The organism is Brachybacterium sp. AOP29-B2-41, from assembly GCF_052378395.1.
GTDB lineage: Bacteria > Actinomycetota > Actinomycetes > Actinomycetales > Dermabacteraceae > Brachybacterium.
The window spans coordinates 40,300-54,710 of sequence record NZ_JBQSXR010000007.1 but is presented as its reverse complement, the minus strand read 5'-3'; the positions used below and the strand labels follow the sequence as shown (position 1 = coordinate 54,710).

General features: G+C 71.4%; 13 protein-coding genes. 7 read left to right on the top strand and 6 right to left on the bottom strand.

Translation table 11 applies throughout. The annotated features are described in order from the left end of the window. Positions 1–2 precede the first annotated feature (2 nt). The 5 genes from ACT3T9_RS08635 (at position 3) to ACT3T9_RS08615 (ending at position 5,414) form a co-directional block, all read left to right on the top strand. Complete coding sequence (locus ACT3T9_RS08635) at positions 3–998, top strand: ABC transporter permease (RefSeq protein ID WP_444606325.1); 996 nt, start codon at positions 3–5, stop codon at positions 996–998. Further along, the gene (locus ACT3T9_RS08630; RefSeq protein ID WP_441443775.1) at positions 998–1,978 is read left to right on the top strand and encodes an ABC transporter permease; all 981 of its coding nucleotides are present in this window, start codon (positions 998–1,000) and stop codon (positions 1,976–1,978) included. The genes ACT3T9_RS08635 and ACT3T9_RS08630 overlap by 1 nt, the downstream gene beginning before the upstream one ends. Continuing rightward, positions 1,975–3,690 carry a dipeptide ABC transporter ATP-binding protein gene (locus ACT3T9_RS08625; RefSeq protein ID WP_444606324.1) on the top strand — a complete coding sequence of 572 codons (1,716 nt, stop codon included), beginning with the start codon at positions 1,975–1,977 and terminating at the stop codon, positions 3,688–3,690. The genes ACT3T9_RS08630 and ACT3T9_RS08625 overlap by 4 nt, the downstream gene beginning before the upstream one ends. After that, positions 3,687–4,736 (top strand): putative FMN-dependent luciferase-like monooxygenase, encoded by a 1,050-nt coding sequence (locus ACT3T9_RS08620; protein ID WP_444606323.1) that lies wholly within the window; start codon positions 3,687–3,689, stop codon positions 4,734–4,736. The genes ACT3T9_RS08625 and ACT3T9_RS08620 overlap by 4 nt, the downstream gene beginning before the upstream one ends. 147 nt (positions 4,737–4,883) lie before the next feature. Next, on the top strand, positions 4,884–5,414 hold the full coding sequence (locus ACT3T9_RS08615; protein ID WP_444606322.1) for a Dps family protein: 531 nt from the start codon (positions 4,884–4,886) through the stop codon (positions 5,412–5,414). 9 nt (positions 5,415–5,423) lie between these two features. Here the strand turns inward: ACT3T9_RS08615 and ACT3T9_RS08610 are convergent, their stop codons facing one another. Then, on the bottom strand, positions 5,424–6,941 hold the full coding sequence (locus ACT3T9_RS08610; protein WP_444606321.1) for an FAD-binding oxidoreductase: 1,518 nt from the start codon (positions 6,939–6,941) through the stop codon (positions 5,424–5,426). A gap of 217 nt (positions 6,942–7,158) precedes the next feature. On the opposite strand from ACT3T9_RS08610, the gene ACT3T9_RS08605 reads away from it, so the two are divergent. Together ACT3T9_RS08605 and ACT3T9_RS08600 are read left to right on the top strand one after the other, a co-directional pair. Beyond that, a complete protein-coding gene (locus tag ACT3T9_RS08605) occupies positions 7,159–8,352 on the top strand; it encodes a MalY/PatB family protein (RefSeq protein ID WP_444606320.1) in 1,194 nt (397 codons plus the stop codon). Positions 8,353–8,436: 84 nt separating this feature from the next. Further along, positions 8,437–9,960: a hypothetical protein gene (locus tag ACT3T9_RS08600; protein WP_444606319.1), complete on the top strand. Its 1,524-nt coding sequence runs from the start codon at positions 8,437–8,439 to the stop codon at positions 9,958–9,960. An 82-nt stretch (positions 9,961–10,042) separates the two neighbouring features. Here ACT3T9_RS08600 and ACT3T9_RS08595 read toward each other — a convergent pair whose 3' ends face one another. The 5 genes from ACT3T9_RS08595 to ACT3T9_RS08575 form a co-directional block, all read right to left on the bottom strand. Then, positions 10,043–10,462: a type II toxin-antitoxin system VapC family toxin gene (locus tag ACT3T9_RS08595; protein WP_441443782.1), complete on the bottom strand. Its 420-nt coding sequence runs from the start codon at positions 10,460–10,462 to the stop codon at positions 10,043–10,045. After that, complete coding sequence (locus ACT3T9_RS08590; protein ID WP_441443783.1) at positions 10,459–10,695, bottom strand: type II toxin-antitoxin system Phd/YefM family antitoxin; 237 nt, start codon at positions 10,693–10,695, stop codon at positions 10,459–10,461. Before ACT3T9_RS08590 ends, ACT3T9_RS08595 begins: the two co-directional genes overlap by 4 nt. Before the next feature lie 323 nt (positions 10,696–11,018). After that, positions 11,019–11,672, bottom strand: a complete 654-nt coding sequence (locus tag ACT3T9_RS08585; RefSeq protein ID WP_444606318.1) for a dihydrofolate reductase family protein — start codon at positions 11,670–11,672, stop codon at positions 11,019–11,021. A 207-nt stretch (positions 11,673–11,879) separates the two neighbouring features. Beyond that, on the bottom strand, positions 11,880–12,092 hold the full coding sequence (locus ACT3T9_RS08580) for a CsbD family protein (protein WP_345081079.1): 213 nt from the start codon (positions 12,090–12,092) through the stop codon (positions 11,880–11,882). Between the two features lie 175 nt (positions 12,093–12,267). After that, positions 12,268–14,214: an aconitate hydratase gene (locus ACT3T9_RS08575; RefSeq protein WP_444606317.1), complete on the bottom strand. Its 1,947-nt coding sequence runs from the start codon at positions 14,212–14,214 to the stop codon at positions 12,268–12,270. Between the last annotated feature and the right edge of the window lie 197 nt (positions 14,215–14,411).

Sequence of the window (14,411 nt, the reverse complement as noted above, 5' to 3'; positions counted from 1 at the left end):
CGGTGCACTACGTCCTGCGCCGCACGGGCGGCGCCGTGCTGGTCCTGGTCCTCGCGTTCACCGCCGCCTACGTGATGCTCACCGCCCTGCCCGGGGATGCGGTGATGGCCCGCTACGGCAGCCCTGACCTGGGGCTCTCCGCCGCAGAGCTCGCCGAGATCCGTGCCGCCTACGGGGCCGACCAGCCTGCCCTGGTGCAGTACTTCGACTCGGTCACCTCGTTCCTGCGCGGCGACCTGGGCTACTCCGTGCAGACCGGTGCCTCCGTCTCCGCTCTGCTCACCGAGGCGCTGCCTGCCACGCTGACCCTCGCGGCGCTGGGCCTGGTGGCCGCGGTGACCCTCGCCGTGGTCATCGCCTTCATCGCCACCCACGGGAGCCTCCGCCACCTCGGCGCCACCCGGGCCCTGCGCGGCGCTCTGCGGGGCCTGCCCCCGCTGATGGTCTCGCTGCCGGTGTTCTGGATCGGGATCATGCTGCTGCAGGTGTTCTCCTTCCAGCTGGGACTGGTCCCGGTGCTCAGCGCGAGCCCGCTCCAGGCGCTGATCCTGCCGGTGATCACCCTCGCGATCCCGATCGCGGCGCCGCTGGCCCAGGTGCTGATCCGCTCGATCGACGAGGTCTCCTCCCAGCCCTTCGTCGCCGTCACCCGCGCCCGCGGCGCCTCCACCTGGTGGGTGCTCACCCGCAGCATCGCCCGCAACGCCCTGCTGCCCAGCCTGACCATGGCCGGACTGCTGTTCGGAGAGCTGGTGGGCGGTGCGGTGGTCACCGAGACCGTGTTCGGCCGGATGGGGGTGGGGCAGCTGACCGCGCAGGCGGTCGCCGCCCGCGACACACCCGTGCTGATGGCGGTGGTGGTGCTCTCCGCGGTGGTGTTCGTGCTGATCAACCTGGTGGTGGACCTGCTCTACCCGGTGCTCGATGCCCGACTGCGCAGCTCCGCCTCCGCGCCTGCTGCTCCTGTTCCCGCCAAGAGAGCGATGGTGCCGGCCTGATGAGCATCCTGACCCGCACCACCGCCCCGCGCCCCCGCACCCCCCTCGGGGCCGACGAGCCCGCCCCCGGGGCCGACACCGGGGCCTCCCCCGGGGCCGCCCCGGGGGCCGTCGGGGGCGACCGTTCACCGCTGCAGCGAAATGGCACCCAGCGACTGACTGCCCGGCGCCTCGCCCGGCGCCTCACCAGCCTGCGCCCCACCGTGGCGCTCTCCGCGCTGGTGCTGCTGCTCGCGCTCGCCTGGGCCCTGGCCCCGGGCCTGTTCACCGGCTTCAGCCCCACCGCCTCGACCACCGAGGCGCTCCAGGCCCCGAGCGCCGCACACTGGTTCGGCACCGACTCCACCGGACGGGACCTCTACTCCCGCGTGGTCCACGGCGCCTCCCACTCGATCACCGCCGCGCTGATCGCGGTCGCCGTGGGACTCGTCGCCGGCACCACGATCGGGGTGCTCGCCGGGACCGTCGGCGGACTCGTCGAGGAGGCGCTGATGCGCCTGGTCGACGTGCTGCTGGCCATCCCGGGCCTGCTGCTGTCGCTGTCGGTGGTGATCCTGCTCGGCTTCGGCACCACGAACGCCGCGATCGCCGTGGGGATCACCTCCATCGCGACCTTCGCCCGGCTCTCCCGCTCCCGGGTGCTCGAGGTGCGGCGCAGCGAGTACGTCGAAGCCGCCTACGGCTCCGGCGGCACCCTGCCCGCCATCCTCTGGCGCCACATCCTGCCCAACTCCGCAGCCCCCGTCCTGGCGCTCGCCGCGCTGCAGCTGGGCTCCGCGATCCTGCAGATCTCCACCCTCGGATTCCTCGGCTACGGTGCCCCGCCGCCCACCCCCGAATGGGGGCTGCTGATCGCCGAGGGCCGCGACTACGTCGCCACCGCCTGGTGGTTGACCCTCCTGCCCGGCCTGGCCGTGGCCGCCGTGGTCCTGTCCACCAACCGCCTCAGCGCAGCCCTGGGACAGGGGGAGCAGTCATGAGCAACCCGCCCCTGCTCGAGATCACCGACCTGTCCATCAGCTACCGCAGCCGCCGCGGCGCCGTCGACGCGGTGCGAGGGATCGACCTGTCCGTCGCCCGCGGCCAGGTCACCGCGCTGGTCGGCGAATCCGGGTCCGGCAAGTCCTCCGCCGCCCACGCCGCGATCGGGCTGCTGCCCGGTAACGGCCAGGTCATCGGCGGATCGATCACGCTCGGCGGCCAGCACGGCGCGCGCGAGCAGCTGGTGGGCCTGCCCGAGCATGCCTGGCGCGAGCTGCGCGGCACCCGTATCGGCCTGATCCCGCAGGACCCCACCAGCTCGCTGGACCCCGTGCGCACCATCGGCGCGAGCGTCGCCGAGCCGTTGCGGATCCACGGCTGGCGCGACCGCGACCAGATCACCGTCCGCGTGCACGAGCTGCTGGAGCGGGTGGGCCTGGACGACCCCGAGACCCGCGCCCGCCAGTACCCCCACGAGCTCTCCGGCGGGATGCGCCAGCGGGTGCTGATCGCTGCCGCCCTCGCCCTGGACCCGGATCTGCTGATCGCCGACGAACCCACCAGCGCGCTGGATGTCACCGTCCAGGCCACGGTGCTGGATCTGATCGACGAGCTGCGCGAGGCGACCGGCGCGGGAGTCCTGCTGATCACGCACGACCTCGCCGTCGCCGCTGACCGCGCCGATGAGCTGGTGGTGATGCGCAGCGGCCGCATCGAGGAGTCCGGCCGCTCCGCGGAGGTGCTCGCCGCCCCGTCGGCCGCGTACACCCGCACCCTGCTGGCCGACGCCCCCTCCCTGCGGCAGGTCGTCGAGCGCAGCCCTCACCGACCCGACCCCGGGACCACCCCGCTGGTGCGGGTGCGGGAGCTGCGCCAGGAGTTCACCCGCCCCGGCGGGGAGCCGTTCGTCGCGGTCGACGGGATCTCCTTCGACATCGCCCCCGGCACTACCCACGCCCTGGTGGGGGAGTCCGGCTCCGGCAAGACCACCACCGGGCGGGCGATCGCCGGCTTCCGCCGTCCCACCGCGGGCAGCATCGAGGTGGCCGGCACCGAGGTGACTGCGATCGGGAAAGGCAGGGCGCTGCGGGAGTTCCGCGCCACCGTGCAGCTGGTCCACCAGAATCCCTTCGGTTCCCTGGACCCGAGGCAGTCCATCGCCGCGATCCTCGAGGAGCCGCTGCGCAACACCCGCCGCGGCACCCGGGCCGAGCGCCGCACCGCCGCCCTGCACCACCTCGAGCTGGTCTCCCTGCCGCCGGAGGTCGCCGACCGTCGGCCGCGCGAGCTCTCCGGCGGGCAGCGCCAACGGGTCGCGATCGCGCGTGCCCTGATCCTGCAGCCCGAGCTGGTGGTGCTCGACGAGGCGGTCTCCGCTCTGGACGTCACCGTGCAGGCGCAGATCCTGCGCCTGCTGGCCCGCCTGCAGGAGGAGCTCGGCCTCACCTACCTGCTGATCTCGCACGACCTCGCCGTGGTGCGCCAGGTCGCGGACACCGTCTCGGTGCTGCGCCGCGGCCAGCAGGTCGAGGCGGGCCCCGTGGGCCGGGTCCTGGAGAACCCCCAGCACGAGTACACCCGGGCGCTGCTCGCCGCGATCCCCGGCGCGGACCGTCCCGCGGCGGCACCCGGCCCTTCATCCGCCTCCAGCTCCGCACCCGCCACTGCACCCGCCCGCAGCTCTCTCCCCGAAGAGGTTTCCGCCCCATGACCGGACCCCGATTGGGCCTGTTCACCCGCCTGCTCGAGAACGCCCCCGCTGCCGATCGCTACCGCTTCGCCCTCGAACAGATCCGCCATGCCGATCAGCTCGGCTTCGCCTCCGCCTGGGTGGCCCAGCACCACTTCGGCGAGCACGAGGGCGGGCTGCCCTCACCCTTCGTGCTGCTCGCCGCCGCGGCGCAGCACACCACCGACATCGCGCTCGGCACCGCCGTGCTCACCCTGCCGATCGATGACCCGCTGCGCGCCGCGGAGGACGCCGCCGTGCTCGACGCCCTCTCAGGCCGCCGGGTGCAGCTGGGCATCGCCGCCGGCGGCACCCCCAGCTCCTTCCCGGCCTTCGGCCGCGACCCCGCCGCACGCCGGGAGCTGTACGCCGAGCACCTCGAGGTGCTGCGGAACACGCTCGCCGGGCGCGGGATCCGCGGTACGGACTCGCAGATCTACCCGCCCGCCGGCGACCTCGACGAGCGGATCTGGCAGGCGACGTTCTCCGCCGACGGCGGCCGCCGCGCCGGGCAGGCGGGGGACGGGCTGTTGCTCTCGCGCACCCAGCCGCGCCCCGACGGGAAGCACGACCTGCCGCTGCACGCCCTGCAGCTGCCGATCATCGAGGCCTATCGCAGCGCGCTGCCCGACGGTGCTGCGCCGCGGATCCTCGCCTCCCGCACCGCACTGGTGGTCGACCCTGCGCAGCGTGCCCGCGCCCTGCAGCTCGCCGAGCCCGGGCTGAGGAAGCTCGCCGCGACCCAGCCCGGCTTCGACGCCTCCGGGGCGAGCCACACGGAGCTGATCGCCGTGACCGACACCCACGTCGGCACCGCCGAGGAGGTCACCGCGTCGCTTGCGGCCGACGCCTCGCTGCGCGAGGTGACCGACGTATCCTTCCAGGTCCACTCGATCGACGCCGGGCACGAGCTGACCCTGCGCAGCCTCGAGCTGCTGGCCACCGAGGTCGCCCCGCAGCTCGGCTTCGCGACCGGTCCGGCTGCCGCGCGGGAGCTCCGCGAGGCGCATCGGGTGCCTGTCGCCTGAGCGCCGGGCCGGGCCGGGTGCGGGGCCACGCCCGTTACCGCCCCGGTTCTACCGTTCGGCCCGGAGAGTTGCCGCCCTCTCCCGCACTGAATAGCGTGGAGAGCAGTCCGAGCAGTTCATCGACATGATCGACCAGGAGGAGCTCCCATGAACGACACCGTCAAGGTCCCCACCCCCGCCGGCGCGAAGCGTACGAAGAAGGAGAACGCCGAGAGCGGCTTCCTCGCTCCCGCCGCGCTCGCCAAGAACCTCCAGGCCGTGCTCGTGGACCTCACCGCGCTGCAGCTGGTGGGCAAGCAGGCCCACTGGAACATCGTGGGCCCGAACTTCCGGGACCTGCACCTGAACCTCGACGAGATCGTCGACATCGCCCGCGCCAGCGGCGACCAGGTCGCCGAGCGCATGCGTGCCCTCCATGCCACGCCCGACGGTCGGCCGGCCGTGGTCGCCGAGCAGACCTCCCTGCCCGAGTTCCCCCAGGGCGAGGTGCTCACCCACGATGCGATCGACCTGATGGTCACAGCGATCGAGAGTGTGGTCGGCACCATGCGCGACGTCCACGACGAGGTCGACGAGGCTGACCCCACCTCGGCGGACATCCTGCACGGCATCCTCGAGCAGCTCGAGCAGCAGGCCTGGTTCCTCAGCGCGGAAACCCGCACCCCGAAGACGAGCTGAGGCCGCGCCCTACCCCTCCGGCGCCACGTTGTAGTTCCCGCGGAACAGGTTCCCGGGGTCGTAGCGCTGCTTGACCCGCTGCAGCCGGCGATAGGTCTCCTCGCCGTAGATGCGGCGGGAGTAGTCGTTCAGGGGATGGGCGAACTCGCGGGCCCGGAAGTTCACGTACTCACCCCGCTCGCTGAGCTGGTCCATCACCGCGTGGGCCTGCTCGGCGAAGGCGGTGAGGCGAGCATCCTCCTCCGCGTCCTGCCAGAACCCGTAGATGGCCATCCAGAAGCGGGAGCTGCGATTGGGGAAGGCGGTGGACTCCTCGGGCACGCGGGCGAAGGCTCCGCCGAGGTGGTGGATGTCCACGGCGGTGCCCCTGCCGGGGATCGCCGAGGCGATCGCGGTGAGCGCATCCAGCGCGTCCTCGTCCATCCGGGAGAAGGCCGCGTTGCGCCAGAACCCGCGGGCACCGTCCGGGAACAGCTCGTCCATGGCGCTCTGCCACTGCGGCCAGGAGATCGGGCCCGAGGTCTGGTCATCCGGCGGAGCGGCCCGGCGCAGGCGGTCCAGCAGCAGGTTCCCCGCCCTCACGTCATCTCCCACGTACGCGCAGCGGATGATCAGCCATGCCTCACCGCCCATCCCGAGGTTCTCGGGCATGACCATCACCGTGAGGATCGTGGTGAGCGTATCGGGCAGGTCACGGCTCCAGCGCTCGAAGGCCGCGAGTGCGCGGCGCCAGCGGGCGGGCTGGTAGAACAGGGTCGCGCCGAGCACCGTCTCCGGCAGCGGCACCGCACGGTAGGTGAAGGAGGTGACCACGCCGAAGTTGCCGCCGCCTCCGCGCAGGCCCCAGAACAGATCGGGGTTCTCGCTCGTGCTCGCGGTCAGGTGCGTGCCGGCGGCGGTGATCACCTCGGCGCGCTCCAGCCGGTCCAGCGCCAGCCCGGCTCGTCGCACCAGCCAGCCCACGCCGCCGCCGAGCGTCATCCCGGCGATCCCGGGCGTGGACACCGTCCCGAGCGGTACGGCCAGGCGGTGAGGGGAGGTCGCGGCGTCGACGTCGGCCGCGAGAGCGCCGGGCCCGGCCGTCACGAGGCGGTTCTCCGGGTCCACGGTCACCTCCCGCAGGCCGCTGAGGTCCAGCACGATCCCGTCGTCGTTGGTGCCGAGGCCTGCGATGCTGTGCCCGCCGCCGCGCACCGCGAGCGGCAGCCCGGTCTCTCGGGCGGTCTCCAGCACGGGGATGACCTCGGCCGCGGAAGCGACGCGCACGATCGCCAGCGGATACCGGTCGATCATCCCGTTCCACACCGCACGGGCCTCGTCATAGCTCTCATCGCCGGGTTCGATGAAGGTGCCGTCGATGCGGTCGCGCAGCCGCAGCAGCGCCGGCCTCGCCTCGGGAACCGGGTATCCGTTGATCGTCATCGCTGCCAGAGCTCCCTGCACCGGTGGGCGAGCCTCGCCCACGATCTGGGCGGGTGAACCGCGGACGTCCTCGTCCTCGTATCCGATCAGCCGGACCGGAACCATGCGCGGCACCTGCCATGGTCTGCGTGAATCCTGCTCTCGACGGTACCCCTGCGGGTACGGGGGAGCAATGGCCCAACCGCCCGGCAGGTCGGGCGGGCAGGCCCAGGACGCGGCCACCGATCGCCGGATGCTCCTTGTCCCTCGCCTGACGCCTGCTGGATAGGCTCAGCAGTACTCGCAGCGCCGCCCCCACGCGCGCTGCATCGAAGGAGGATCCGTGCCCAGCATCGTGCAGCTCGACGCCATCACCCAGGACGATCTCGTCGCCGCCGGCGCCACCCGCTGGGCTCGGGGCGGCGACGTGATCGGTGCGTTCGTCGCCGAGATGGACTTCGGGGTTCCCGCGGCGGTCACCGAGCGCCTGCACACCGAGGTGGAGCGGGGAGCGTTCGGCTACCTGCCCGCCCGGCTCGCCACCGAGCTGAGAGAGGCCACCGCAGCCTTCCTGCAGCGGCAGACCGGCTGGGCCGTGGATCCCTCGCACATCCACGAGATGCCGGACGTCATCTCGATCTTCCAAGCCGTGATCGGGAACTTCCTGCGCCCGGACTCGAAGATCATCGTGCCCACCCCGTCCTATATGCCGTTCCTCGAGGTCCCGCCGCTGATGGGACGCGAGGTGATCGAGGTCGAGATGCTCCGCGACGACTCCGGCCGCCACCGCTACGACCTCGCCGCGCTCGAGGCCGCGTTCGACGCGGGCGGCGAGCTGCTGGTGCTGTGCAACCCCCACAACCCCACCGGCAGGGTCTTCACCCGTGAGGAGATGGAGCCGCTGATCGACCTGGTGGGCCGCAGGGGCGGGCGCGTGTTCTCCGACGAGATCTGGATGCCGCTCGTGCTCGAGGGCCGGCACCTCCCGTACGCCTCGCTCAGCGAGACCGCCGCGGGCCACACGATCACCGCCGTCTCCGCGTCGAAGGCGTTCAACCTGCCCGGGCTGAAGTGCGCACAGCTGATCACCAGCAATGAGGCCGACCGCGACCACTTCACCGCCGTCGGTCACTTCGCCCGCCACGGCGCCGCGAACCTGGGCCTGGCCGCCACCTCCGCCGCCTACTCCGAGGCGGAGGACTGGCTGGAGGACATCGTCACCTACCTGCGCCGCAACCGCGACACCCTCACCGAGCTGGTCCGCACCCTGCTGCCCCGGGCCCGGCTGAACTCGATGGAAGGCACCTACGTCGCCTGGCTCGACCTGGGGGCCTACGGCATCACCGGCTCCCTGCACGACCACCTGCTCGAGCACGCACGCGTGGAATGCACAGACGGCACCGATTGCGGCGCTGCCGGAGCCGGGCATGTGCGGCTGATCTATGCGATGCCGCAGCCGCTGCTCATCGAGGCGGTCACCCGCCTCGCCCGGGTGCTGGAGCCCGTGAAGAGCGGCGACGGGTTCGTCGTCAGTTGATTCGTGCACGGAGTGCGCCGTCGGAGAGAGCGCGTCGTGAGCTGGATGTCGCGCGGCATCCCTTCAGCCGTCATCATGGGAGACATGCCGAAGAAGCGCAGAACACGACGCGACCACCGCGAACAGACAGGTCCCGGCCCTGACCGGCACAGCACCGGTACCCGCCGCTGGGAGCGGGATGTCGAGGCGCTGCTCGCACAGTTCGTGCTGTCGCGCCGGGACGCTGTCTCCGTGGCGACGGCGGACTCGGAGGCATCCCATGTCGAGCAGCTGCTGCGACTGAAGGCGGAGCAGCTGGAGAGCCCTGACCCCACCTACTGGACCGGGGAGCTCATCGAGGTGCTGCTCACCGAGGTGGCGCCCCGGAAGGTGGTCCAGCCGCGGGAGATGGTGATGGCGCAGGGCCCGGCGCTCGGGCAGTTCCTCGGCTTCCTGCAGGAGACCGGCCGCCGACGCCCCGACGGGCTCACGGCCGATGACGCCCAGGAGCTCCTGGCGGAGCTGGAGTTCACGACGCTCGAAGCGGCCGACGACCCCTCCCGTCGTACCTTCTCCGGGAACATCCTCACCTACGCCCAGACCCTCGGCGTCGAGCTCGACGACGCCGAGACCCTGGAAGACTTCATGACCTGGTACAACACAGAGCTCACCGTGGTAGAACGCCATGAGCTCAGCGACACAGGGCAGCTGCGGAACCCCTCCTGTCCCTACATCCCCGGTGCTCGCAGCCCAGCGCTCGGAGCCGGCAGCGGCTCCGCCTTCTTCTCCCATGCCCCGGCACCGGAACCTGTCAGCACGGACCCTGCGGCCTCCGCCGGTGCGGAGGCGCTCGGCTGGCCCTGGTTCCTCCCGCAGGACGGGCTGTCGCGCAGCGCCCTGGAGAGCTCCGTCGACGTCGACGAGGACCCGGTCGGAGCGGCGGCCGTCTACGCCGAGATCCCTCTGGTGCGCGGCGCCGTGCGCCTGCTCGAGCACGTGGGCGAGGGCCGCCGGATCACCTCCACCGGCGCGCTGCGCATGGCCGACGTCCGCGCCCTGGTCGAGGCATGGCAGCTCGACCTCGGCGAGCAGAAGCTCACCACGATGTGGCAGGTCGGCCCGATCGTCGGCCCCTGGAACGCCCTGGTCAGCGCCGGCTGGCTGGAGCTGAGCAGCACCCGGGTCACGCCGGGGCAGGGGCTGACGCCCGCGGTCCCGCAGACGGAGGACCCTGCGGCCTTCGTCCGCTTCTCCCGGGCGCTGCTCATGCTGCTGATCCTCGACACCCTGCAGCAGGGGCCCGAGGAGGGTGGCCTGTTCGGCGGCCCCGACACCTTCGCGGCTCTGATGCACACCATCGCGCCCGGCGGACTCGCACTCCCGGCCACGATCCGCGTCGCGCTCGACCGTGACCTGGTCCCGGCGGACCTCGGCGGTGACCCCGACATGGACGAGATCCAGCGGTACTGGCAGACGGGACGGGACCTGGCAGCGCTCGCGACCTACGGACTGCTGGTGCGCGAGGCCTCCCCGGACGGGAACGACCTCCGATTCCACGGCACCGTCGAGGTGATCGTCGAGGCCTTCGGCGCACTGGAGATGCAGGAGGAGTATGAGGGTCTGGGGTGAACACGGCGATGCGGACGTCGCGGACCACATGACGTTCGCCGTCCCGGCGTCGATCCTCTCGCCGTGGATCTGTACGGCGCGGTCACGCGTCGTCCGAGCGCCGCACCTCATGCACCGTGAGTCCGTCGATCCCCTCGAAGTCCTTCGGGTTCGCCGTGTAGACCGGCAGTTCCCGGGACATCGCGACGGCGGCGATCAGTGCGTCGTAGGCGCGGGCGGCAGGCTTGCGGCCTGAGGCGCGCAGCGCCGCGGCGACCAGCCCGAAGGCGCGTGCCGCAGAGCTGTCGAAGGGGATCGGCTCGAAATCTGCTTCCGCCTGCTGCAGATGTGCCTGCCGCGCCGCCCGCACGGAGGCTGACCGGGCCGCGTGAGGGCCGACCGAGAGTTCAGCGAGGGTGATCGCAGTGATGCTAGGCCTCGAGGGCAGGGATGACGGGTCCAGCGAGGCAAGATCGATCAATGCCGAGGTGTCCAGCACTCCATGGCTGTCCGGGTGCGTCACAACGCTGGATCGATCAGCTCGTCGATCTCGGCCTGCAGCTCCGCTGCATCGATCGCAGGCAGCGAACGCCGATGGGCGATCAGCGTCTCGACGGAGAGTGCCCGTCGAGGAAGGGGGCCGACGGCGGCGACGGGCTCGCCGTCCCGCGTCACGGTGAGCGTCTCCCCGTGCTCAACCCGACGAAGCACTTCGGCGCTGCGATTCCGTAGGTCTCTGACCGTCACTCCGTTCATGAAGGGAGTGTATCACCGGTGATACCGAAGCCCATGGCGCAGGTTCTGCGGTCAGCCCCCGATTCGGCGTGCAGGCGGCGTGGTGGGCAGCATTGGCTGCTCAGCTCGCGGCTCTCAGCTCACCGCCCGGCGAACACTGCGACGCTCACGGCGGTCTCCTCCGGCTCGCCCTGATCGACCGAGCGCTGCACCGTCCACGGCTCGCCGCGGTCGAAGGTCTCGGCGATGCCACCAGAACTCTGTCTCCTGTGAGCTGTGAACGGCTGTGGAGCGTTCAAGACCTCACGAGCGACAGAAATCCGGTGGCGAGACCGGTGGCGAGATCAGGCGGAACGCCGCCAGAGGAAGCAGTGCGTCACACCGCTGTCAGCAGTGATCTTCTCCAGGTGGAAGCGGTCCTCGAGATCCTCCGGCCGATCCCAGAGCTTCAGGCCCGTCCCCAGCGCGATCGGCGCGATCGCCACGTGCAGCTCGTCGACCAGGTCTGCGTCGAGGAAGGCGCGCAGGGTGGTGACACCCCCACCGAGCCGCACATCGAGCCCATTCGCTGCCGTTCTCGCCTGTTCAAGTGCCTCAGCCGGGGTGGCGTCGAGGAAGTGGAAGGTGGTCTCGCCCTTGACCAGCGGCGGGCGCGGGTGGCTCGTGAGCACGAAGACAGGGGTGTGGAACGGTGGTTCCTCACCCCACCAGCCCTCCCATGTCTCGTCGGGCCAGGGGCCGGACTTGGGGCCGAACTTGTGACGGCCCATGATTTCGGCGCCGATGCCGTGGGTGAAGTCGCGGGTCAGGCGGTCCTCGAAGCCTCGGCTGCCGCCGGCGTCCGTGCGGTTGGGCCAGCTCGCGGTGCCCGCAGCCCAGCTCATCAGCTCCATCGGATTCACGTCGTGGCCGAAGGGCTGCTCGAGCGTCTGGTCCTCGCCGGCGGCGATACCGTCGCGGGAGACAGTGAAGTTCTGGACGCGCAGGCGCTGCGACATGGGTGGGTCCTCTCGGAGGGGTCCGGGCCGCCCATCCTGCTCCTCGCGGGCGTGGCTGTCACGCCTGGTGCTCACGCCCGAACCCGTCAACCCCACTCTTGGCACTGAAGGGCGGCACGCCCGACCCTCAGGCATGACCGTGGCGGCCCCACCACGTGGAGCCGCCACCGAGAACTGCGCGCAGACCGGGCTCTCGCCCGGGCCGGATCAGTCCCGCTTGTCCTTGTCGCCGAACATGCCCTCAGCGGCACCCTTCACGGAATCGCGGGCGTCCTGGAGCTTGTCCTTCGCCTCGGCCTTGCCCTGCTGGGCCTGACCCTCGGTCTCGGTCTGCTTGTCGCCGGTGGCCTTGCCGAAGCCTTCCTTGGCCTGGCCGCCCAGCTTGTCCTTCGCGTTCTCGAACTTCTCGTCGGTGCTCATCGCGTACCTCCTGATGTCGAGGGTCCGCGCCGATAATGCGCGGTGATGGCGAGTGTAGAACGACAGCGCCGGTCGGGTCCGACCTTCCGGTCGGAGCCGATGCGCCTGCGCGTCAGCCCTTCGACGCCCCGGTGACCGCGTCCCGGAACCAGTCGACGTCACGCCTGGCACACACTCATCTCACCTGCTGCGCCGTCAGCGGGATCCGACCCCCGGCCAGGACCATGCCCACCTGGCGCTCCGAGAGCCGGTGCGCCAGGCGCACCTCGCGCCCGCCGATCGTCGCGCTCAGGCTTCGACCCTCGCGCAGCGCCGCGTGTACGCCCTCGAGGATCACCTCATCGCCGACCGCGATCGACTCCAGATCCGCAGGGTCCTCGAACTCGAGCGGCACGATCCCGAAGTTCGCGAGGTTCTGCCAGTGGATCCGGGCGAAGCTCACCGCGATCACGGCCTGCAGCCCCAGGTGGCGCGGGGCGATCACCGCGTGCTCGCGCGAGGAGCCCTGTCCGTAGTTCTTCCCGGCCACCACCACGTGTCCGCCGTCGGTCTCCCGGGCCCGGCGCGGGTAGTCCTTGTCGATCCGGGTGAAGGCGAAGTCGGCGATGCGCGGGATGTTGGAGCGGAAGGGCAGCACCTGGGATCCGGCCGGGAGGATCTCGTCGGTGGAGACGTCATCGCCCATCACCAGCAGCGTGGGCATCGCCAGGCGGTCCGCGATCGGCGCGAAGTCCGGCAGCGAGGAGATGTTGGGTCCCTTGACCAGTTCGACGGACAGCGCCTCCTGCTCGGGCAGCGGCGGGATCAGCATGTCGCTGATCTGCGCGTACTTCTCGGGCAGCGTGGGCCGCGGATACGGCAGGTCGTGGCTGGCCTCGAGGGTGCGTGGATCGGTGATCGTCCCGGTCAGCGCCGAGGCGGCTGCGGTCTCCGGGGAGCACAGCCACACCGCGTCCTCCTCGGTGCCGGAGCGGCCGGGGAAGTTGCGGGGCATGGTGCGCAGGGAGTTGCGGCCGCTGGCGGGGGCCTGGCCCATTCCGATGCAGCCCATGCAGCCGGACTGGTGGATCCGGGCGCCGGAGGCGACCAGCGACCCCAGCCAGCCGCCGGTGATGAGGTCCGCCAGCACCTCCCGCGAGGTGGGGTTGATGTCCACCGACACCCGCGGGTCGGCCTGCCTGCCGTCGAGGATCTCAGCCACCACGGCGAAGTCCCGCAGCCCCGGATTCGCCGAGGAGCCGACGACCACCTGATTCACCGGCTCTCCGGCCACCTCCGCCACCGGCACCACGTTGCCGGGGGAGGAGGGGCGGGCGATCAGCGGCTCGAGCGCAGCGAGGTCGATGCGCTCGGTCAGGTCGTAGGTCGCGCCCTCGTCGGCCTCCCAGGGCTCGAACTGCTCGGCGCGGCCGACGGCCTCCAGGTAGTCGCGGGCGGCGTCGTCGGCCGGGAAGACTGTCGCGGTCGCCCCGAGCTCGGCGCCCATGTTGGCGATGACGTGCCGGTCCATCGCATCGAGCTGGGCGAGCCCCGAGCCGTGGTATTCGATGATGCGGCCCACGCCGCCGCTGACCCCGTGACGGCGCAGCATCTCCAGCACCACGTCCTTCGCGCTGACCCAGTCCGGCAGGTTCCCGGTCAGCTCGACGCCCCAGATCTCCGGCAGGGTGACGTACAGCGGCTGGCCCGCCATCGCCATCGCGACCTCGAGCCCGCCCACGCCGATCGCCAGCATCCCCAGTGCCCCGGCCGCGCAGGTGTGGGAGTCCGAACCGATCAGCAGCGCGCCCGGACGACCGAAGTGTGCCTGGTGGACGGGATGGGAGACGCCGTTGCCGGCCTTGGAGAACCACAGCCCGAAGCGCTGGGCGGCGGACTGCAGGAACAGGTGGTCGTCGGGGTTCTTCTCATCGGTCTGCAGCAGGTTGTGGTCCACGTACTGCACCGACAGCTCGGTGCGGACCCGGTCCAGGCCCATCGCCTCGAGTTCGAGCATCACCATGGTGCCGGTGGCGTCCTGGGTGAGGGTCTGGTCCACCCGCAGGCCGATCTCGGCTCCCTGCTCGAGCGACCCCTCCACCAGGTGAGCGGCGATGAGCTTCTGCGCGACGTTGCGTGGCATGGCACTGTCCTCCTCGGAGAGCGGTCCGCCGTCGGGGCCCGTCGGTGGACCTGCCTCCACCGTAGGCCTGCCAGCCTGCGAATGCCATGGCGCGGCCGAGCGGTCCTGTCCCGGGCACGGCAGCGTGCCGTGTGGACCCGGTCTTGCCCTCTGCGGGGATCCGTGTACTCTCTCCCGCATGCAGAACCGTTGGTTTA